Raw genomic sequence first — 21,384 nt, 5'->3', positions numbered from 1 at the left:
GGCGATCCAGGTAAACAGCGAAGCTGTTTTTTCTAGTACGCTTCGCGTATCCTAGATTGCCGCGTCGCCGCTTTCAGCGACTCCTCTCTAATAGACGATCAGCAGCCATTTTAATAGTGGTTATATAAAAAATGTAAGGTAACCTCAGTTCGATATAAGAATTAATAATTCTTATATCGAACCGGCTTTGTTATAAGGAAAAATGCACTCTTGAAACGATTCTGCGAGTGCATTTTAACTTTTTTCATCATTCAATATGTGATTTTAATTATTAAAATCACATATTGAATGGAGTGTTATATTTTAACAATCAGGTGTAGAACCGCTTCAAACCTGATTGTTTCTATATATAACACGAAAGTTCGATGTAACAAGTTACATCGAATTCAGGTTATGGTACTATGATAAGCACCAAACAAAATGATACGCATTATGTCAACATATAACTCAAACATTCTCGGCAGGGTAATTTAAAAGTCGGGTTGTAAGCCTAATAGATAAGAGAAAAAGTGCTTAATATGTACTCGATGTCATTCCCGCGTAGGCAGGAATCTAAAAAAAATAGCCTGAAAGACTATTAAGTAATATATATCCCAGCCTACGCTGGGATGACATCGGTAGTGGTTGAATTTGTATCTATAACAACTAATGATTGTGACTTTTAAATTACCCTGCATTCTCGGGTTAGCTTTGTCTATTAACTATATAGGGTTTTACTATAGTATTGGTCTAAACATAAATAATTATTTAACTAACGCTCTGTTTCTGTTGTTCCATTATGAAACTTTATTAGACTTTTATAAATATACACACAATATTTTGTTCACAGAATATTTTTCTTAAAAATTTTTCTTTTTACCCCTTGAACTGTTACAAAATCAAGCATATATAGAATACACATTATAAGTATTAAAAATCTATGGAGGTAAGAATGTCTTTTAGACCATTGCACGATAGAATTGCGGTAAAACCAATTCAACAAGAAGAAAAAACAAGTGGAGGAATTATTATTCCTGATACAGCAAAGGAAAAACCAATACAAGGTGAAGTAGTAGCTGTAGGTAAGGGAACAAGAAGTGAGAATGGTACTGTCCATCCATTAGAAATTAAAGTAGGAGATAAAGTACTTTATGGCAAATGGGCTGGCACTGAAGTAAAAGTTGATGGTTTAGATTTGGTCATTATGAAAGAAAGTGATGTCATGGGCATAATTGGTTAATAATTTATTTATTGTAAGGAGAATATATATATGGCAGCAAAATTAATAAAACACGGTTCACATGCACGTGAACAAATGCTAAAAGGTATTAATATTTTAGCTGATACCGTAAAAGTAACATTAGGTCCAAAAGGTAGAAATGTTGTAATTGAACAATCATTCGGGGCACCAAGACTAACCAAAGATGGTGTAACTGTTGCAAAAGCCATTGAACTAAAAGACAAAGCTCAGAATTTGGGTGCTCAATTAGTGAAATCTGTGGCTAGCAAAACATCTGATGTTGCTGGTGATGGAACAACTACCGCAACTGTGCTAACTCAAGCAATAGTAAAAAAAGGTAATGAAGCTGTAGCAGCTGGTTTAAATCCTATGGATATAAAACGCGGTATAGACTTAGCGGTTAACCTAGTAGTTGAAGAAATTAGGAAAGCAAGTAAAAAGATCAGTAGCCAAGAGGAGATTGCTCAAGTTGGTACTATTTCATCAAATGGTGATAAAGAAATTGGTGAAAAAATTGCTATAGCTATGGAAAGAGTAGGCAAAGAGGGAGTAATTACCGTCGAAGAAGCCAAAAATTTTAGTTTCGAAGTAGATGTAGTTGAAGGTATGATGTTTGATAGAGGTTATCTATCACCATATTTTGTTACTAATTCCGAAAAGATGGTAGTAGAATTGGAAAATCCTTTTATCTTACTATTTGAAAAGAAATTATCAAATTTACAACAAATGTTACCAGTACTTGAAGCGGTAATGCAATCAGGACGTCCTTTACTAGTAATTGCTGAAGATGTAGAAGGAGAAGCACTTGCTACCCTAGTAGTAAATAAATTACGTGGTGGGTTAAAAGTTGCTGCAGTTAAAGCTCCTGGCTTTGGTGATAGAAAAAAATTCATGATGGAAGATATCTCTATTTTAACAGGTGGTCAGCTTATCAGCGAAGATCTTGGTATGAAGCTTGAGAATGTTAATATCAAAATGTTGGGTACTGCTAAAAAAGTTACCATCTCTAAAGAAAATACTGTCATAATTGACGGTGCTGGTAGTAAGGCTGATATCGCTACTCGTTGTTCACAAATTCGTAAACAAATTGATGAATCTACTTCAGATTACGATAAAGAAAAATTACAAGAGCGTTTGGCTAAACTTGCTGGTGGCGTAGCTGTCTTAAAAGTTGGCGGTGCTACTGAAGTTGAAGTAAAAGAAAGAAAAGATCGTGTCGAGGATGCCCTGCATGCTACTAGAGCTGCAGTAGAAGAAGGTGTTGTTGCAGGGGGTGGGGTCACTCTTTTCTATGCAGCAAAAGCTTTAGAAGCGTTAAAAAGTACTAACAAAGATCAACAGGCTGGTATTGACATAGTTAAGAAGGCATTGCAAGCTCCAGTAAAACAAATTGCAAAAAATGCGGGCGAGGAAGGAGCTATTGTAGTTGCAAAACTTAATGATAGTAAAGACAAACATTTTGGCTTCAATGCTCAAGACATGACTTATGTTGATATGATTAAAGCTGGTATTATCGATCCAACAAAAGTTGTACGTACAGCTTTGCAAGATGCAGCATCAGTTGCTTCTTTGATTATTACTACTGAAGCATTTATTATTGATGAACCAACTGATAAAGATGAACCTACTATGCCACGTGGTGGCATGGGTGGTGGTATGGGCGGCATGGGCGGTATGGACTTCTAACGCTCATTTCCTCATACGAACAACACTTTGATGTCATCCCTCTGCTTTCTTGTAGGGATGGCATCTTTTTACCATTCATTTGAGTATACTGCTCGTAAATGAAGAGTTGATAGATGATAGAATCAAAATTATGATAGTAGCAGGAGTCGAAGGGTCGAGGTGTTAGGCGTACATTTAGTACGTGAGTACCGGAAATCTTGGAAAACGACAACGCAATTGTTGATTTTCATCGAGTATATACTCAAGAACCTAAGCAAGGGGTAGATATGTTTGTTGCTTATCAGAATAAGTAAAAATTTGCCCAGTTTTTATATCAAAAAACCATAAATGAATAATTAGCTCTTTCTTGGTCACTAGTTCATTAATCCATGGAAACGTCATACAATTTTGATGTGATTGTTTAAGTGCTAATTTTGTATAATCATCAGCATTATGATGTCTAAAATTAGGTGTTTTTATCAGAGAAACCCAGTTGGTTATAAAATCATTCTGCACTCTATCGTCACTATTTAATAATTCTTGAATTCCTCCACATTGGCTATGTCCTAATACAATTAAGTGTTCAACTTTCAAAAAGCATATTCCAAACTCTAAGGCAGCACTTGTGCCATGATGAGATCCATCTTTTTCGTAAGGAGGAACAATATTTGCTACATTACGTACAACAAATAAATCCCCTGGATCACATTGTAGTATTAATGCCGGATCTACTCGTGCATCACAACAAGCAACCACCATAATCTTTGGTTGTTGACCATCACGGGATAGACTCTGCATAATAGATTTATTACCATAAGCATATTTTTTTCTAAATAGCTGATAGCCTTTTAGTATTTTTTCAAAACTTTGTTGCATATATGACCCTCAAGACGTCACTGCAATTATAGCAGATATTTTTCAAGCACTAATAGATTTTAAATTTTTGTAGGCATACCATCCCAACGTTTTATTAAATCAGTATTAATATCAAAAATATCAAGAACCCGCGAAATTGAATAATTTATCATGTCATCCAAGGTTTTAGGTAAATTATAAAAAGCAGGTACTGGAGGTGCAATTATCCCACCATAATTCGTTACTTTTAACATATTTTCTAAATGACCTAGATGTAAAGGCGTCTCTCTTATCATCAACACCAGTTTTCTTCGTTCTTTTAGTATAACCCCTGCTGCTCTACTGATTAAATTATTCTCAATACTGCCAGCAATTGATGCTAGAGTTCTCATGCTACATGGGGCTATTATCATGCCAAATGTCCTAAAAGCACCGCAAGAAACCCTAGCCCCAATATCAGAAAGATTGTAACAGTAATCTGCTATATCTTTTACTTGTTCTATGGAATAATTCGTCTCATGTAATATGGTAAGATGAGCAGATTTTGAAATAATTAGATGACTCTCAATATTTATCTGCCTCAGAATCTCAAGTAACCTTATACCGTATATTGCTCCAGAAGCTCCAGAGATTGCCACAAGCAATTTTTTTTTATTATCGCTAGTCATAGCTATATTTTTTCCTTTCAAAGTGTATTTGCTTATATTAAAATGAAGCTTGGTTTACAAAAAACCAAGCTTTTAACTGATTATGGAGTTTGCATATGAGTCTCATGAGCCACATACAAAGTTTACAAAAAAAACATAATGATTTAGAAAGACTAATAAATACCGGATTCTTGCATTTGCAAGATAATACTAAAGTCAGGCAGTTAAAGAAACAAAAATTAATATTAAAAGATAAAATCTTATTGCTATATAAAGGTTTCACCAAGAATGCTACTATCTCTCAGAAGTAAAGGATTAGCTATTATTTTGTCTTCGCCCTCGGCTACTGGTAAATCTAGCTTAGCTAGAGCAATTTTAAAAATCGACAGTAATCTTAGATTATCCGTTTCTGCAACTACTAGAAGGCCAAGAACAGATGAAGTTGATGGAGTAAGTTACTATTTCAAGACCAAAGAGGAATTTAATAAATTAATTGAGCAAGATGTATTTCTTGAATATGCAAATATTTACAATAATTATTATGGAACACCTAAAAAAGTTGTAGAAGACTTACTAAATCAAGGGTTAGATGTTTTGTTTGATATAGATTGGCAAGGTACAAAGCTAATAAAAAAAACCTTACCAAATGTAATTACAATTTTTATTTTGCCACCGAGTCCTAGTATTTTGCAACAACGAATTAAAGATAGAGGGCAAGATAGTAAAGAATCAATAAAGTTGCGTATGAAATTGGCTACTCAAGAAGTGTATTATGCCAAACAATATGATTACGTGGTTATTAACGATGATTTTGATACCACTCTTGAAACAATATACTCTATAATCACTGCTGAACGATCGAAAAGAATAAGACTTGATTTAGGCAAGTTTTATAATGATTGGCATGACCAACTCTGACATTATACGTGAATTTTGGATAAGAATTAACTAATTCTTATCCAAAATTCGGTGAAATTATAGAAAATTTCTCTTTAACTGGTCTACATTTATTTCTTTTATAAATTGATCTTGTATTGTCTGCAAGTTATCTTGAAAATTATCCCAAAAATTTTTAATTTCTTGTTCATAAGCAACCAGTTCAGACATAGTCCAATTAAATTGTTCAAAAAGTTTATATAAATTATTTAGTCCGATATGAAGAACAATTATATTAAGTAATTCTGGAGAAAATAATTTTTTTATCCTTGCTTCTTGTGCTTCTTTATATTCACCATGATTAGCGATGCCAAACTCTGCTATATCATGCATTTGACTAGTCCGTACTTGTATTTCCACATTACGTCTAAATGTACCAATAGTAGTCACAATATGTAAGGAACTATAGCCGTTATCTTTGGGATTAACAATATAGTCTTTATATTTTTCATGGTTACTAGGATATATATCATTAATAATATCCAGTACTTTATAACAGTCTTCTTGCGTATCAACTATAATTCTAAAAGCAACGAGGTCAGTTAATTGATGAAAACCAATACCTTTTCTTACCAATTTCTTTACGATAGAATGAGGGTCTTTTAATCTGCAAGATATCTTCACCACTATAGAATTCTCTTGCAATTTAGTACTAATAATATCAGTGATATTGTGTAAATTATCAATATCCTCGTATAACATAAAACTCATACTGTTACTTTATTATTGATTTAGATTATTATATATAGTCAATGAAAATCAAGAATTGCGTTGTCGTTGTCTTTACTATCAGGAATTCGCAAGTATTTACTCTTCAAAAGCATCAAATATACCCGTAATATTAATAAAAACTATTACCCTGTCAAGATTAAATTATTAATTTATAAATAAGAAAGAGTTTCCAAATGATATAATTTGTTAAATAATTAACCTCAAGTATTGATGTAAGACATCGGTTTAATAGCCTAAGGTGTCATCAACTATGATTTTTAAAAAATTAAAAAAAAGTTTAAAATAAAAAAATCAAGTTGATGACATCACCCCTAATGGCGATGATTACTTGAGCCTATATTAATTTATTACATCAATACTTGAGGTTAATTATTATTTTAAATGAGTGCAAAAGGTTCAAGACGGTTTTCAATTTTTGCTACTCAGCTTGCATAGTTCATCGTTTATTGCGTAACATCCATTAATAATTTTTATATCGAATTGAGATTAATGTACTTAGTGTTTAGTTATTTTATGTTATTATAACTTGAATTCGATGTAACTTGTTACATCGAATTCAGGTTATATAGCTAATTCGCGGGAAAGTTTTAGCTATAAGAAAATAATAGGGAGGATAGGGTGAGAGTTTTAGTAGTAGGTGCTAATGGTTTTATTGGTTCATATATCACCGCTGAGTTATTAAAAGATAATCATGATGTAGTTTGTGCAGTTAGAGATATAAAAGCTACTAAAAGAAAATTTCCTAACCTAGAAATTTTAGCTTGTGATTTTAACAATGATACTGATCAACAAAAGTGGCTTAACAATTTACAAAATATTGATGTAGTCATTAATGTATCCGGAGTGTTAACTTCAACTAATAACAACAAAATAGAGAATGTTCATTTCTTTGGTCCAAAAGCTTTATTTGATGCATGTATTTTAGCTAAAGTAAAAAGAATTATTCATATTTCAGCTCTTGGTATAGATAATGAGAAAACTACTGACTATGCTGTAACAAAGAAAAAAATTGACAATTATTTAAAAACTTTAGAAAATATTGATTGGGTAATTTTACAACCATCGCTTGTGTATACAAGTGGTTGTTATGGAGGTACTTCATTATTTAGATCTCTTTCAGCTTTACCTTGGTTTATTCCTTTAATAGGAGATGGATCACAACAATTTCAACCCATACATATGGATGACTTAACTAAAGTGGTTGTTAATTGCACTAAAAGAGAAGGGGAAATTTGTAGAGTATTAAAAATAGTTGGTCCAAAAATAGTTACAGTAAAAGATATATTGATTAATTTTAGGAGCTGGCTTGGTCTAGATCCTGCCAAACTAATAAAGATTCCTTTAATATTTATTAGAATTGCAGCTAAGTTAGGAGACTTTTTTAGTATAGGACCACTTAATAGCACTTCGTATAATATGCTATTACAACCAAATATTGCAGATAAGAAAGACTTTATCAATTTTACTTCTATCGTTCCAAGAAGTTTTGAGCAAGGATTAGCCACTGAACCTCTTACTGTTCAATCACTGTGGCATGCAAGACTTTTTTTGTTGAAACCACTATTAAAAATCATTTTAGGTTTATTTTGGATTATGACAGGCGTCATTACGGGGGTTTTTACTTCAGAACGAGGTCTGAAAATAATAACAGAGTTAGGATTTAGCGAACAAATTGCACAAGTTATGTTATATTCAAGCTGTCTTGCTGATATAATTCTTGGAACTATGATGATTATCAAGCCAAGAATTATAGGGGTATGTATACTACAGATTTTATTAATGCTAGCTTATACATTTTTTCTAACCTTTCTTAAGCCTGATTTATGGCTAGAACCCTTGGGGTCACTTACTAAAAATATTCCTATAATACTTCTTACTCTTGTCTTACTTGCTATAGAAAAGGATAAATAATGGATTGGTATTCTGTCGTCAAAACTATTCACATCATTAGCTCTACTATTTTGTTTGGTACAGGTATTGGTATTGCTTTTTTTATGTGGTGGGCTAATAAAACCGGGGATTTAGCAGCCAAAGTTTATGCAGCACGTACTACGGTTATTGCCGATTTTCTCTTTACTACCACTAGTGCTATTATTCAACCAATTAGTGGCATAATATTAATCAATATAATTGGATATGATTTCTTTGATTTATGGCTTGTTTTAACTTATTTAGGATACGCTATTACAGGAGCATGTTGGCTACCAGTAGTATGGATTCAAATACAATTACGGAATATTGCAGTCAGAACATTAAAAAATAATGAGCAATTACCAGCACAATATTATAAATTATTTAATTTATGGTTTTATCTTGGCTGGCCAGCATTTATCAGCCTAGTTATTATTTTCTTTTTAATGGTTTTTAAGCCGATGTAAAATATCTAGAATATATTATAACTTCCTAGACAGTTACTTAACTAATAGTTATTTATATTTGATTTTTAATTTCAATCCTAAATATTTTAAAATAACACCAGCGAATTTAATTCTATCAAATTCACTTTGTTCTAATTCAGATAAAATTTGAGCATGAAATTTATCATCCATATTTAACAACTTTGGGGAATACTCAAAGTGTATGCCAGATAAAACTACATTCCCCTTATTATATTTGATTTTTAAAACTGCTGGTAAAACTGATTGGTCTAGAAATTGATAGTAAGCAAGAATATTGATATTTTTATATAATTGAGGATCTACAAAATAAGGACCTCCATTATAATAAATCATAATTTTGTTAGATAAAGAATTATCGTCTATAGCTAACTTAATTAATGCTGCACGTACACCACTATTATCGTCATAATTGTATTTTGCAAGAACAGGTCCGATAGTTTTGTTGGGGAAAAATGCTAATTCTCTTTCTCCTAGGATTTCTAAAGAACCATCTTTATCAAATTCTACAAATCCTGAACCATAATAAGCCCCTGCACAAATACCTAAATAGTTACCTCCATTTTCTACATAATTTTTTATAGCTTTATTTCCTTTACCATTAAGTTGTTTAGTATAATATACATCCCTTCCGCCGGGTATTATTAATAGAGCAGCTTGATTTGACCATTTGTTTTCTATAATTTCTGAGGCATTAATTAAATGTATTTTATAGCTAGGAAAAACAATTTGCTTTAGTGTATACATAATGTGCCTAATAGATTCGATAGACACTCCTAAATCATTATATAAATATATGATATTATTCTGCATTTTATAAATATAATTATTAATTACCAAGAACGTGATTCAATAGCTTCGGCAATATTTTCTGCCGTATTTAGAATTTTTATAATTGTAGGAATGATAGTAATTACGTTCTAAACCACGGGTAATTTAAAAGTCGGGCTGCAAGCCTAATAGATGAAGGAAAAAGTGCTTAATATGCACTCGATGTCATATATGGACGAGTAAGTAAGTCAATAAGAAAAATGATGCGGGAGTAATAAAAAAATAAGCTGTCATATATTCGGCATCTAGTGCCATAATAGTTTTCGCATTCCACGCAATCCTTGGAGTTATCCACTCATTCTTACGGCTTCTAGAGCCTTGACATAAAATCTCGGACTTGTTTTTGGAATGCCCATTTATTATCTCCAATCACTTTCGCTTATATCGTACCTCTTAAATCCTATTTACTTACTTCTTCTTTTATATAGATAAAATACAGATAAATCTATATACACCACCAACTATCAAGCATATGCACATTTTCTTGTAACACATACATACGCTATTCTAGCTAATTTGTTTGCTATTGCCACAGCAGCCTTATTAAAGCTCATCCTTCCCAACAATTTTTTTGCCCATAGCACTAAATGATCAGTGGGGTCCTTTTGTATTTTTGCTCTGATTGCAATAGACCTTGCTCCTTGTATCAGCATAGTTCTAACATATCTATCTCCTTTCTTAGTGATAGATCCAAGACTTGTTTTACCACCTGTGCTATTTTGCTTAGGCACTAATCCCAAACTTGCAGCAAAACTTCGACAATCATCATAATTTTCATAAGCTGCTATGCTTAGTATATTAGCATTAATTTCTCCAATACCTGGTATTGTTTTTAATAAAGTAGCTGTTTCAGATTCTTTATTTATTGCTATTAGCTGTTTATCTATTGCTGATTCTTGTATTAATAACGTAGCAATTTCTTCAGCTATTACCTTCATTTCCTTATACATTCTCTCTGAAATCACACCAGCATTTTTGGCATCTTCTACTATATTTAATGCCTCACGGGCAAATTTAGATTTACTCATTTTTATGTAATAACCAAATTCAAGTAAATCACTCATTAAACCATTACTATATTGTACTCTTTGTCTAATAATATGTTGCCGACGTTTATGTAACCAACTAATCTCTTGTTGTGATATATTTTTTATACGAACCGATTTTAACTCCGGATCTTTTCCTGCTCTTGCTATTGCCAAAGCATCATTTGTATCATTTTTTTGCCGAGTTTTTGCAAAAGCTTTTACATCACATGGTTTAAGTAATTTTACTGTAAAACCTGATTCCATAAACTTATTGCTCCAATAATGACAACTGCCACATGCTTCCATTACCAATAAACTATTCTTGGGAATGTTTGTTAAAATGTAGTCTTCAAATTCTTCTCTGTGTAATTTTTTAGCTAATATTTTTTCACCATCTTTATTTAATGCAACAATATGAAAAATTGTTTTTGCTAAATCAATGCCTAGTATGTTAATATCTTTCATGGTATGGACTCCTTTTTAATTATTAAATAGTATAATTATGTGACCGAATTATATTCGTGATCACGGTAGTAAGTAAAGTTTCTTTTACTTACTCGTCCATACCATCATTCTTAGCAACGGCGGGAATCTAAAAAAATAAGCCCGAAAGATTATTAAGTATTATGGATTCCCGCCTACGCGGGAATGACATCGATGGTGGTTGAATTTATATCTATAACAACTATTAATTGTGAATTTTAAATTACCATGGTCAGTTAGAATCCTTGGTGCTACTATAGTATTTGTTCTGTTATTTGTTGTTGTCACAAATATCAACTTTTTTCTTCAGTCTTACTTGTACCCAAAGTCACAAAGCGTTGACCCGAAGTATCTAAGGCACGGCAAGCAATTGATTGTACCTGCTTAGTTGCATTATCTGCTTTCTCAGTCAGTTCTTTTATGTATGTTTCCTGTTTCTTGATTTTGTCTTCAAGATAACCGATACTCTGCTCGTTTAGTTTTAATATGCCATCATATTCTTTCTGCTTCAATTGGCTATCAAACTCATATTGTTGTAATAATTGTGTACGCAATAATTCTTCGGCATTTGCCATAGCCTCTTTTATTTTATTTGGCATTTCCTCCACTTGCACTTTTAAAGCATCATAGTCCTGCTCTTTTGCTACCAAATCAGCTTCTCGTCTTAGTAAATTATCTTTTAAGTCAGATAATTCCTTTTCCATAATGACTCTTCTGTTATTATATTCATCAGTTTCCTTGCGACGCTTTAATTCCAAAGCATAACTATATTCTTCTTCCTCACGCTTTCTAGTTTTTGCAAGAATATCTTTCTGTTCCTTGTAATCTTGCTCAAGAATCGTACGTTGTTGTTGCCAATGGGATTTCTCACTAGCCATTTCCTGTTGAAAATTCTGTTTTATTTGCTGCATTTCTAGCTCAAAACGCTCTTTTTGTTCAGATTGAGCTTGCAATAAAGCTGATAAAGTATTTGCTGTTTCATGAATTTGATATAGTTCCTGTAAATGCGTTTGTTCCAAAATAATAGCCTCCCGCAAATTGGCTAATTTTTGAAACTCATCCAACAATTGTTCTGATAAATTATCAATTTTCTTAATAGTCTTTGATTTTAAAGTACTTAAGTCAGCTAATATATCATCCGATGAATTATTGATTGCTTTGGTTACTATTTGTTGTTTCTCTTCCTGCTTTTTATGTTCCTGAGGACTCTCAACCTGTTTTTCAGTTAATTTTGTTACCACCTCATTATAGGCTGCTAAGATCTGATCCTTAGTACTTTTAACCGAAACTTCTTGAATATTCTGTTTTTTTGTCATCTTATTAAAACTACTTATAAATTTTTACTACGAACACACGCAAGGTAAACTTTTTTATATTCCTGATAATTGCAATAACAGATTAGATTGTAAACTAATATCAAAAATTACACAAGTAAATATAAGGTACTTTTCTTTTTGAATACTTTATAGTAATATTATAACATTCCATAATTATTTTTCTATTCTAAAAAAATATATTATCTTATAATAAACCTTTATGAGCAAGTGTTATGGCACGAGTATAGTCAATTACACTAAGAATTAGAAATGAAAATAGCTACTTGGAATATTAATTCTATAAGAATAAGACTACAACATTTACGGGACTTTTTAACAGAAGTAGATCCAGACATTGTTTTGTTACAAGAAATCAAGTGTGAAACTGATAAGTTTCCTTTTGATGAACTATCAGATCTAGCATATAATTTCTATGTGTATGGTCAGAAATCCTATAATGGTGTGGCTATCTTATCAAAGTTTCCAGCTAATGAAGTGGTAAAAGACTTTCCGGGTATTGATTGTACTAATCAAGCACGGATTATAGAAATATCTCTACAGACTCCTATAGGTTTTTGTAGTATCACTTCATTATACGCACCTAACGGTTCATTGGTAGGTAGTGATAAATTTAAGATGAAATTAGAATTTTATGACAATTTAATTAATTACTTCGAATCCAAGAGATCTCTTGATACTAAGGTGATAGTTGGAGGAGATTTTAATATTGCTCCTTTTGATATTGACGTATACTCAGCAAAAGAGTTGCAAAATACTACTTGTTTTACTAGTGAAGAAAAACAACGACTGAGAATTATTTTAAATTCTAGTTTTGAAGATTTATATAGATTATCAAATCCTACTAAGCAAGAATTCTCTTGGTGGGATTATAGAGCAGGTTGCTTTGAACAAAATAAAGGTATGCGTATTGACATGATACTTGCATCAAGCAATGTTGCAGATTATCTAAATGATTGCTACATGCATTATAATTTACGAACTAAAATTAAGCCTTCTGATCATATACCCGTTGTTGCTATATTTAGTTAACCTCAAATATCGATGTAATACCATTTCCCATTATTAACTACGCTATTTAGCACTACAGTTGTAGTACTAATGTCACAACGATGTCATCCCAGCGAAAGCTGGGATCTAATAATGTTTAATAGTCTTTTAGGCTATTTTTTTAGATTCCGCACCGAAGCGGGAATGACAGCTTTGGGTAGTAACTACAGCTGTAGTATTAGCGTAGTTAATAATGGGAAATGGTATAAGACATCGGTTTAATAGCCTCGGTGTCATCCCTACGAAGCCAGGGATCTAAAATATCTAACAACATTATCCATGTTATTTTTTTAGATTCCTGCCTACGCAGGAATGACATCTTTTCAGCTTCTTTTCATGACTTTTAAATGCCATGAATTATATAACTCAATAAAAACTTGATTATCGAGTGCAAGGTATTTTGTTTACCTTGCTTTACCTAGGCTAGCTTTTGGTATAGGTTTTACTGCTATAGGTTTTACTATAGGTTCTAACAATATTTCTTTAATTTTTAGGCTTTCAGCTACAACCTTTTCTGTGTCATCTATCTTAGCCAATTTTTCAGGAGTAATTTTATGCATCAAATGCTTCGATAAATTAGAGAGTCCTATTTTTTCACAAAAATTTGCTACCTTATAACACATCTTCTCTACAACAGTTAAATCAGGGGTCGTCATTTCCATTAATCGAGCTGTCTGTATAATATTCTTGTCATAATTCGGATCTTCCTTTATTTTCTTAACATCTTCATCAGTGAGGTACTTTTCTTTTTTTAGATGGGTCAATAATTTGTCATAAAAATGCTCTAGTTTTTCTGTAGTAATGTCTTTAGTTACTGTTTCTTTTATGAAATCCTCAACTTTATTTCCAAGAGATTGAAGACGTTTGTTTATATCTGCAACATATTCTGTTGGATTCAAACTTGTTATACTTTTTTGAACCTTTGACACCGAGACTTTTACCTCTTGCCATTTACCATCTCGACTCTTTTGCCATTGTTGTTCTTGAACAGTTGTTGTTACAGGTTGAGCAGGAACTTTAATTTGATAATCATGTTCGCTAACCCACTGTAAAGCACTTTTTCCCTCAATTTGAATATTATGGTGAGCTGCATAGGCTACCGGGTCTTTAATAGGAGATTTAGAAAAAGTTTCTAACCACTGACCGTTTTTAAATTCAGGAGATACATCACTAAATTTAGCCACTATGTCTGCTGCTCTTGCTACCTCTTTCATATTATTGAGATTTTCCTTGATATGTTCTTTATAAAATGTGCTTAATTCATTAAAATCCTTAACGCACTTTACTTCAAATTTATCACCTTCAAATCTAGCTGTTACAAGGAGACCTTCTGGAGAGAACCCATGTTTTTTCAATTCATCAACTTTTTGATCAATTATAGCATCTATTTGCTGATCATTTAACTGATTGGTCATTTGTGCTAATGCTTTACTATATTTTTCAATGTTAAACGATAAATTACCTGCCTTAATAGCTTCAGTATAGTTAACTCCATCCTCTGAAAACATTTTATGTGTTGCCTCAATCATAGCACCAAAATCTTGGTGAAACACTTCAAAAGATCTACCATGATCTATTTTAGTTACAGTCTTCCCATCCTGCACCATCAAATTACCAGCATGATAATCCAATTCCCCTAACATATGACAAGCAGCAATAACCTTTTCAAATCCTTCTAATTCTTTTAATTTTTGATCATTTGCTCCAACGCTAGTAGTATAAGTACCCTTAGCAAATTCTGCAAGCTGTACCACATTATCAAAGAATTTAGAACGTATACCAATTGATGATGAATTGGCTAGATTAGATACTACTAATGCCTCTTTAGGGGTGCGATCATATAATAAAAACTGATACATAGAAGAACCGATTAACTCCCTCACACCATCATCCCGATCTGCTAAAGCTTGCTCTCGCTGTTTTTCTCCATGTAGAGCTAAACAATGCACATGCTGTTTATAGAAACGTTTTAACATGAAAGTGTTATGTGTTCCTTTTTCTTCAGCAACATATCCAGCAGATACACCAGCTTTCTTCTTGTCTTTTTGTATAAATTCTGTCTTGTTAGCCGTTACTCTATCACGTAGCATAGCTTTAAGTGGAATTTTTTTGGATTCTTTTAGCTTTTTTGGACGTGCTGGCTTATTTTCTTTAACTAATGCATACATAAGCGGAATATCTATTAGCTCCCTTAGCTCTTTATTGTGATCTCCAGGAAACGTTTCTTTTATTACCTTTAATGCTTCACCTACAATGTATTTAGAACGTGTAAGTTCCCGCATTTTCTTTCTATACAAATCAATATTAGAGTATGATTGCTCTTGAGCAAGTGCTATCACGCTACTAGCAAGTTCTTCACATTTTCTAGAGATTCTGTCATTTACAACTTGATTTTTGCCATTTGACTTTGTAAGTTTTATTAAAGTTGTAAATAATTGAGTATGTAAAGATTGTTTAATTTCTTCTTGATTTTTTGCCATAAGGATCTAATTTTTATAATTTATAATTAATTGTTAATTGCAGTTAATCTAAAAAAACCTTTTGTAGTGGTTTGTTTGCTAAATTTTCTTCAGTTAAAAAATCCTTCTTTAAATGCGTAACCTGATTATTCAATAACCTTAATTGTAAGTAATCATTAATTGCTTGGGTAAATTCACCAAGTTTGTTACGAAAAAAATGATCGGCTCCTTGGATAATCTTATAGTCGACAGTTATATGTTTTTGCTTAGATAATTTATCTACTAGTTCAAGCACTGATTCTTCGGATACAATACTATCATTGTCACCTTGTATTACAAAGCCAGAAATAGGACATTGAGACAAGAAAGAAAAATCATATTTATTCACTGGCGGAGATATCGTAATAAAATTATTAATCTCTGGTCTTCTCATGATAAGTTGCATGGCTATCCATGCTCCAAAAGAAAACCCCGCTATCAAATTTAGACTGCTAGTAGGGTTGTTAAGCTGCAGCCAATCAAGTGCTGTTGCAGCATCAGTCATTTCGCCAATACCATTATCAAACTCTCCTTGGGAACGCCCAACGCCCCTAAAATTAATTCTGAGTACTGTGAACCCATTAGCTACTAATGATTTATAAACATTGTAAACTACTTTGCTATTCATAGTGCCACCATAAAGCGGATGTGGATGTAATAATAAAGCAAGTGGAGCTTTAGGATTACTAGATTTAGTATAAAGCCCCTCGATCCGACCGGCAGGACCATTAAAAAAAACGTTAGCCATAATTATAACATATAATATATTAATTTATATCGATCACTAAGATCAAAAAGTAAAATTATAACATGCCATTTTATAGATTTCAAGATAACTATATGTTAGTAATGTTACAAGACCGACTTTTAAATTCCCCTAGATATCAATTAGTATTTCCGCTAAGTTCTTATTATTCAAATTTGTACGTTTAAATAACCATGAAGAATATATTAATTATTAAACTATTAATTTTATTATTTACGATTAAAACCGCTTTGGCACAGCCATTGTCAATTGATAGCATATATCAACATTTATTGATAACATATCCAAGTTACAACAATATTACCTATAATAAACCTTCAACCAATTATTTAATACCAAATAATTGGTTACTGCAAACGCCAAATATTTGGGGGGCTACTTTAGAAGAATATGGAGAAGGGCTTACGCCAGTTGGAGATAATGTGATAGATGCACAATTTTTCGTCCCAACATGCCGTACTCAATCAGATTGCCGTGGACTCAGTACTTGTCGAACTGCTGACTTTACTTTGGATAATAGAAAATTATGTTTAACAAATGCATATAATGTATTAGACACTATGTATAACACAATTATTAATGCTACTACATCTGTAGATATTACAACTCTTGGTAGAGATTACTTTAGTTCAGGAGCATTTACTGCTATGTTGAAAAATGCTATCATAACGCTAGGTAAAAAAAGCATTAATTCGCCTCATCTTATAACTATACGCTTATTATATGGTACGTATAAAGAAGTCCCACCTGAATGGATGAAAAGCTATTTAAATAATATTATTTCTAAATTACCAGCCAATAATAAACTAATTATATCAATTGCTAATATTAGGTCATGTACATTTAAATCCAATTGTGGAAATCAAGAGAAACAACATGATATCTCTCTTGATTTCTCTTGGAATCATGGCAAAATTATTGCGGTGGATGGTAATACATTAATCACTGGTGGAGAAAATTTATTTGGTCAGGATTACACTCAAGCAAAGCCAGTTAATGATGCCAATATTAAAATATTTGGACCTGTTGTAAATGGGGCAACAACTTATGCTAATATATTATGGAAATATGTCCAACATCATCGAGATATCCTCGTGAATCATTGTTATACATATAAGAGAGGTAATATTTCAACAAAATGTGCTAAAGATATTTCCTTAAATAACGAATTTAATATTAATAGTTCATTACCTGTACAGGCAATGTTTATTAGTAAATTGAACAATGGAGTTGGCATTGGCGATGATGCTGATCAATCAGAAATTGCAAGGGTATTTGCTCTAAAAAATGCTACTCGCTCTATCAAAATTAGCCAACAAGCCCTATTTAATAAAGGTGAGGATGATCCACTGGCAAATAAAGTTCTACAACCAATTAATACTATTAATGGTAATATTATCCAAGCAATAGCACATGCTATACATAATAATGCAGTAGATACATATATAGTGACCAGCAACTTATTCAGATTTAATTACTCAGATCATGTAGATTTACAATATTTATATGATTATATACTTAATACGATAGTTTCTGATTATCATGTTGAGAGTAAAATAGCCGAACAAGAATTAAAACAGCATCTCCATCTTGCCTATATAAGTTATAATCATATTATTAATACCAATGCAAGAAGCCATAATAAGTTTTGGATAGTAGATGACAAAGTTTTTTATTTTGGTAGTCATAATTTTTACCCAACATCATTACAACAATTTGGCATCATTGTAGATAGTATAGAAGCTAGTAAAATATTATTAGAAACCTATTGGAATCCTATGTGGGAATATTCTGCTAAATATAACTTCAATTCGATGTAACAAGTTAATACTAGGCTCAGTATCATCTCTGTTATGGTTGATGTTACCCCTGATTCAGGTTACATTAATGCTATACAGATTAAGTTATTTTACAAAAAAGTTGCTAAATATTAAGATATTCTTATTATTCGCTTGACATTGCTTAACAAATATTATTCTAATAGTACCCTATAGTAAATAAATTTTCAATAATCTGTAATATAACTGGAGAGAAAAAATATGGGACGTATTAATAATGGAGATTGGGCTAATCAGCATCGGAAGACTCAGGGACAGTTTCTGAGTAAACAAGATCGTGAAGCACACTTATTCAGTAAAAAGTTGAATAATGGTGGTAACAAACAAGATGATACGCTAGACCTGTATAATAATATACTAGAAACTGGTTCTATCCTAAATGGTGAGACCAATCCTTTAAAGCAGGAAGAAGGTGTTAGGTTTATTGACGGAAGTAAGCCTCATACTCTTTCTGCACAAGGCTTATTGGCTGTTCTTAGTTTCTTACCTATGATTCATCCTGAGACTACCGCTCCGCCTAGGAAGGGTCTCCCGCCAGGTAATCAAAATGACTTATCAAGTACGGTAAAAAATTCCACAGAGAGTAAGCCCCCTGTTTTTTTTGATACTATTTCTGCAACTACTCCAACTAGCCAAAACCATGACAAATCAAAATATCCTACAAAACGTAGTGAAATAAAACTGGCTAAAGAACAAAAAGTATCTGATGAGTATGACCAATCTAGGGTAAAACGTGCAGTAGGTGATGGTCACATTATAAATGGTAATGAGTTAAATTTCAGCGATGCTCCTCTAAATACAAAAATTCTCAAACAAAAACTCGAAAATAGTAATATTACTATATTACACCTATGGGATGTTGAGATTGATCCCCAAAAAGCACAAGAGATTGGAACAATACTTAAAAATAGTAAGGTTAGTACATTGCGTATAGCATGTAATGGCGTTGATACAAGATGGATAAAAGAACTTATGGTAGCACTCAAAGATACTAATATTATTGTATTAAGACTAGATGCTAACGACATCAGTTCCGAATATGCAAAAGAGATTGGAGAAAATCTTAAAGGTACTAAGGTTGAAGAATTAAGTCTAGCACATAATAATATGAGAGCCGGAGCAACAGACCTTGGAATAATGCTTGCAGATACTGAAGTTACTACATTAAATCTAGCACGTAATAAAATAGGAGATGAAATAGCAATAGGTCTTATAAAATCACTTAAAAAAGGCAATACTAAGGTTAAGGTATTAAATTTAGCACTTAACAATATAAGCAATAAAGGGGCAGAAGATCTTATACCAGAACTTACAGATACTCATATTATTGAAGTAGACCTATGGGGCAACAAAGATATAGAACCTGAGACATTACAAAAAATCTCCAAGGTACTAGAACACAATAGACATGTTAATGAAGAGTCCTACACCTCTACAATGGAGTCTAGTACTACTGAGGAAGAGCCTGCTACTTCTAAAGATATATCCCATACTGGCAAGAGAGAGAAGCGTGATATTCATACTACTAATGAGCCTACTTCTTCCCCTACTGAAGATACTACTGTTACTGAGGAAGATCTTACTACTTCTATTCCGGAGGGGTCTAGTACTAGTACGGTAAAGTCTACTACTTTTGAGGACAAGCCTAGTACTTCTACTATATCGGAGTCTACTGTTTCTACTATGGATGGGTCTAGTACTATTACAACAGAGTCTACTGCTTCCTCCACTGAAGATCCGACTACTACTGAGCAAGAGATTAGTACTCCTATTACCGTGAAGTCTACTGTTCCTACTACGGATGGGTCTAGTAGTACTACAATGAGGGTTACTACTTCCTCCACTGAAGATTCAACTAATCCTGAGGAAACTACTATTTTTAAGGAAGAGCTTACTACTCCTACTACGATAGGGTCTATTGCTTCCTCTGCTGGGAATCCTACTACTGATTCTGTTACAGTAGGGTCTACTCCTCAAGAAACTACTATTCTTAAGGAAGAACCTACTCCTACTACCGTAAAGTCTACTGTTCCTACTACGGATGGGCCTAGTACTACTATGACAGAGTCTGTTGCTTTCTCCACTGAAGATCCGACTACTACTAAAGAGATTATTACTTCCACTATCGTAAAGTCTACTGTTCCTACTACGGATGGGTCTAGTACTACTATAACAGAGTCTATTGCTTTCTCCACTGAAGATCCGACTACTACTAAAGAGATTATTACTTCCACTATCGTAAAGTCTACTGTTCCTACTACGAAGGAGTTTAGTACTACTACGACAGAGTCTATTGCTTCCTCCACTGAATATCCGACTACTACTGAGCAAGAGATTATTACTCCTACTACCGTGAAGTCTACTGTTCCTACTACGGATGGGTCTAGTGCTACTATGACAGAGTCTATTGCTTTCTCCACTGAAAATTCAACTACTCCTGAGGAAACTATTTTTAAGGAAGAGGCTACTACTAAGGAATCAAATCCTAATGATCCTGCTAGTAGTACAATGTCAATAGCAAAAATCTCCGGCATTGCTGTTGGAGCTACTATAGGTGGAGCTGTTATAGTTGGAGCTGCTATATTTGGTGCTAGAGCTATTATCAAGAAGTTTTGTAGTGGAGTAAGCCATTTGGGCAATGAAGCATTTGCATTAGTAGGAGTAAACCTAGACAGTCATTTAGACAATTATGAAGATACACCTTTCACAGGTAACGTTAACAATATGGATGTCTAAAACTAGGGTAACCTGAATTCGATGTAAGACATTGGTTTAATAGCCTAGGGTGTCATCAACTATGATTTTTAAAAAATTAAGAAAAAGTTTAAAATAAAAAAATCAAGTTGGTTAGAGAGTTAACAAATAAATCTCTAGGCTTAACATTCGCAATAAACCACGACTTGATAAAAATTTAAATAAATATAGGTTTAAATTTTTATCAAGTCTTTGCCGATTTTAAATAATAATCTCTAACCCTTGCATTAGCAATGACAATAATTGTAAATTGTAATCAGCTATTGACCCCTTTAAGGGAAAAATTGTAATGAAAATTGCCCCCCTAAATAAGTAACAATATCTCCAAAAAATTAATATTTTTAATATTTTT

Annotated in this window: 17 protein-coding genes; 9 read left to right on the top strand and 8 right to left on the bottom strand. The window is 32.6% G+C overall.

The window, feature by feature from the left end; translation table 11 throughout:
* The first annotated feature begins 931 nt into the window (after positions 1-931).
* Positions 932-1,219 (top strand): co-chaperone GroES, encoded by a 288-nt coding sequence (locus tag AB3211_RS03325; protein WP_341761682.1) that lies wholly within the window; start codon positions 932-934, stop codon positions 1,217-1,219.
* A 30-nt stretch (positions 1,220-1,249) separates the two neighbouring features.
* Positions 1,250-2,905 (top strand): chaperonin GroEL, encoded by a 1,656-nt coding sequence (groL, locus tag AB3211_RS03320; protein ID WP_367364687.1) that lies wholly within the window; start codon positions 1,250-1,252, stop codon positions 2,903-2,905.
* Between the two features lie 249 nt (positions 2,906-3,154).
* Here groL and AB3211_RS03315 read toward each other — a convergent pair whose 3' ends face one another.
* Together AB3211_RS03315 and AB3211_RS03310 are read right to left on the bottom strand one after the other, a co-directional pair.
* Positions 3,155-3,760 (bottom strand): carbonic anhydrase, encoded by a 606-nt coding sequence (locus AB3211_RS03315; RefSeq protein WP_367364686.1) that lies wholly within the window; start codon positions 3,758-3,760, stop codon positions 3,155-3,157.
* Positions 3,761-3,819: 59 nt separating this feature from the next.
* Positions 3,820-4,407 carry a UbiX family flavin prenyltransferase gene (locus AB3211_RS03310; RefSeq protein ID WP_367364809.1) on the bottom strand — a complete coding sequence of 196 codons (588 nt, stop codon included), beginning with the start codon at positions 4,405-4,407 and terminating at the stop codon, positions 3,820-3,822.
* 95 nt (positions 4,408-4,502) lie between these two features.
* On the opposite strand from AB3211_RS03310, the gene AB3211_RS03305 reads away from it, so the two are divergent.
* The gene (locus AB3211_RS03305; protein WP_341762615.1) at positions 4,503-4,697 is read left to right on the top strand and encodes a DUF465 domain-containing protein; all 195 of its coding nucleotides are present in this window, start codon (positions 4,503-4,505) and stop codon (positions 4,695-4,697) included.
* Positions 4,675-5,304, top strand: coding sequence for a guanylate kinase (gmk, locus tag AB3211_RS03300; protein ID WP_410521606.1), 630 nt, complete (start codon positions 4,675-4,677; stop codon positions 5,302-5,304). Before AB3211_RS03305 ends, gmk begins: the two co-directional genes overlap by 23 nt.
* Before the next feature lie 57 nt (positions 5,305-5,361).
* On the opposite strand, the gene AB3211_RS03295 is transcribed toward gmk, so the two are convergent.
* Entirely contained in the window at positions 5,362-6,033 is a 672-nt protein-coding gene (locus AB3211_RS03295) for a bifunctional (p)ppGpp synthetase/guanosine-3',5'-bis(diphosphate) 3'-pyrophosphohydrolase (protein WP_367364685.1), read from the bottom strand.
* Positions 6,034-6,672: 639 nt separating this feature from the next.
* Between AB3211_RS03295 and AB3211_RS03290 the strand changes: the two genes are divergently transcribed.
* Positions 6,673-7,965 (top strand): NAD(P)H-binding protein, encoded by a 1,293-nt coding sequence (locus tag AB3211_RS03290; protein WP_367364684.1) that lies wholly within the window; start codon positions 6,673-6,675, stop codon positions 7,963-7,965.
* Positions 7,965-8,432, top strand: a complete 468-nt coding sequence (locus AB3211_RS03285; protein ID WP_367364683.1) for a DUF2269 family protein — start codon at positions 7,965-7,967, stop codon at positions 8,430-8,432. The genes AB3211_RS03290 and AB3211_RS03285 overlap by 1 nt, the downstream gene beginning before the upstream one ends.
* 48 nt (positions 8,433-8,480) lie before the next feature.
* Here the strand turns inward: AB3211_RS03285 and AB3211_RS03280 are convergent, their stop codons facing one another.
* The 3 genes from AB3211_RS03280 to AB3211_RS03270 all read right to left on the bottom strand — a co-directional run bounded on the left by AB3211_RS03280 (position 8,481) and on the right by AB3211_RS03270 (position 12,108).
* Positions 8,481-9,197 carry a BPL-N domain-containing protein gene (locus AB3211_RS03280; RefSeq protein ID WP_367364682.1) on the bottom strand — a complete coding sequence of 239 codons (717 nt, stop codon included), beginning with the start codon at positions 9,195-9,197 and terminating at the stop codon, positions 8,481-8,483.
* A gap of 548 nt (positions 9,198-9,745) precedes the next feature.
* Complete coding sequence (locus AB3211_RS03275) at positions 9,746-10,774, bottom strand: IS110 family transposase (protein WP_367363657.1); 1,029 nt, start codon at positions 10,772-10,774, stop codon at positions 9,746-9,748.
* A gap of 311 nt (positions 10,775-11,085) precedes the next feature.
* Complete coding sequence (locus tag AB3211_RS03270) at positions 11,086-12,108, bottom strand: hypothetical protein (protein WP_367364681.1); 1,023 nt, start codon at positions 12,106-12,108, stop codon at positions 11,086-11,088.
* Positions 12,109-12,378: 270 nt separating this feature from the next.
* On the opposite strand from AB3211_RS03270, the gene xth reads away from it, so the two are divergent.
* A complete protein-coding gene (xth, locus tag AB3211_RS03265) occupies positions 12,379-13,158 on the top strand; it encodes an exodeoxyribonuclease III (protein WP_367364680.1) in 780 nt (259 codons plus the stop codon).
* A gap of 422 nt (positions 13,159-13,580) precedes the next feature.
* Here xth and AB3211_RS03260 read toward each other — a convergent pair whose 3' ends face one another.
* Together AB3211_RS03260 and AB3211_RS03255 are read right to left on the bottom strand one after the other, a co-directional pair.
* Positions 13,581-15,656, bottom strand: a complete 2,076-nt coding sequence (locus tag AB3211_RS03260; protein ID WP_367364679.1) for a hypothetical protein — start codon at positions 15,654-15,656, stop codon at positions 13,581-13,583.
* Positions 15,657-15,699: 43 nt separating this feature from the next.
* Positions 15,700-16,422 (bottom strand): alpha/beta hydrolase, encoded by a 723-nt coding sequence (locus AB3211_RS03255; protein ID WP_367364678.1) that lies wholly within the window; start codon positions 16,420-16,422, stop codon positions 15,700-15,702.
* Positions 16,423-16,613: 191 nt separating this feature from the next.
* Between AB3211_RS03255 and AB3211_RS03250 the strand changes: the two genes are divergently transcribed.
* Together AB3211_RS03250 and AB3211_RS03245 are read left to right on the top strand one after the other, a co-directional pair.
* Positions 16,614-18,260: a hypothetical protein gene (locus AB3211_RS03250; RefSeq protein ID WP_367364677.1), complete on the top strand. Its 1,647-nt coding sequence runs from the start codon at positions 16,614-16,616 to the stop codon at positions 18,258-18,260.
* Positions 18,261-18,479: 219 nt separating this feature from the next.
* A complete protein-coding gene (locus AB3211_RS03245; protein ID WP_367364676.1) occupies positions 18,480-21,014 on the top strand; it encodes a hypothetical protein in 2,535 nt (844 codons plus the stop codon).
* The last annotated feature ends 370 nt before the right edge of the window (positions 21,015-21,384 follow it).

Source organism: Candidatus Tisiphia endosymbiont of Nedyus quadrimaculatus (assembly GCF_964059235.1).
Lineage (GTDB): Bacteria > Pseudomonadota > Alphaproteobacteria > Rickettsiales > Rickettsiaceae > Tisiphia.
This window is presented reverse-complemented; position numbering and strand designations above follow the sequence as displayed.

Coding starts and splice junctions, on each gene's coding strand:
- AB3211_RS03325 (WP_341761682.1), top strand. CDS start 932: ATGTCTTTTAGACCATTGCACGATAGAATTGCGGTAAAACCAATTCAA.
- groL (WP_367364687.1), top strand. CDS start 1,250: ATGGCAGCAAAATTAATAAAACACGGTTCACATGCACGTGAACAAATG.
- AB3211_RS03315 (WP_367364686.1), bottom strand. CDS start 3,760: ATGCAACAAAGTTTTGAAAAAATACTAAAAGGCTATCAGCTATTTAGA.
- AB3211_RS03310 (WP_367364809.1), bottom strand. CDS start 4,407: ATGACTAGCGATAATAAAAAAAAATTGCTTGTGGCAATCTCTGGAGCT.
- AB3211_RS03305 (WP_341762615.1), top strand. CDS start 4,503: ATGAGTCTCATGAGCCACATACAAAGTTTACAAAAAAAACATAATGAT.
- gmk (WP_410521606.1), top strand. CDS start 4,675: ATGCTACTATCTCTCAGAAGTAAAGGATTAGCTATTATTTTGTCTTCG.
- AB3211_RS03295 (WP_367364685.1), bottom strand. CDS start 6,033: ATGAGTTTTATGTTATACGAGGATATTGATAATTTACACAATATCACT.
- AB3211_RS03285 (WP_367364683.1), top strand. CDS start 7,965: ATGGATTGGTATTCTGTCGTCAAAACTATTCACATCATTAGCTCTACT.
- AB3211_RS03280 (WP_367364682.1), bottom strand. CDS start 9,197: ATGTATACACTAAAGCAAATTGTTTTTCCTAGCTATAAAATACATTTA.
- AB3211_RS03275 (WP_367363657.1), bottom strand. CDS start 10,774: ATGAAAGATATTAACATACTAGGCATTGATTTAGCAAAAACAATTTTT.
- AB3211_RS03270 (WP_367364681.1), bottom strand. CDS start 12,108: ATGACAAAAAAACAGAATATTCAAGAAGTTTCGGTTAAAAGTACTAAG.
- xth (WP_367364680.1), top strand. CDS start 12,379: ATGAAAATAGCTACTTGGAATATTAATTCTATAAGAATAAGACTACAA.
- AB3211_RS03260 (WP_367364679.1), bottom strand. CDS start 15,656: ATGGCAAAAAATCAAGAAGAAATTAAACAATCTTTACATACTCAATTA.
- AB3211_RS03255 (WP_367364678.1), bottom strand. CDS start 16,422: ATGGCTAACGTTTTTTTTAATGGTCCTGCCGGTCGGATCGAGGGGCTT.
- AB3211_RS03250 (WP_367364677.1), top strand. CDS start 16,614: ATGAAGAATATATTAATTATTAAACTATTAATTTTATTATTTACGATT.
- AB3211_RS03245 (WP_367364676.1), top strand. CDS start 18,480: ATGGGACGTATTAATAATGGAGATTGGGCTAATCAGCATCGGAAGACT.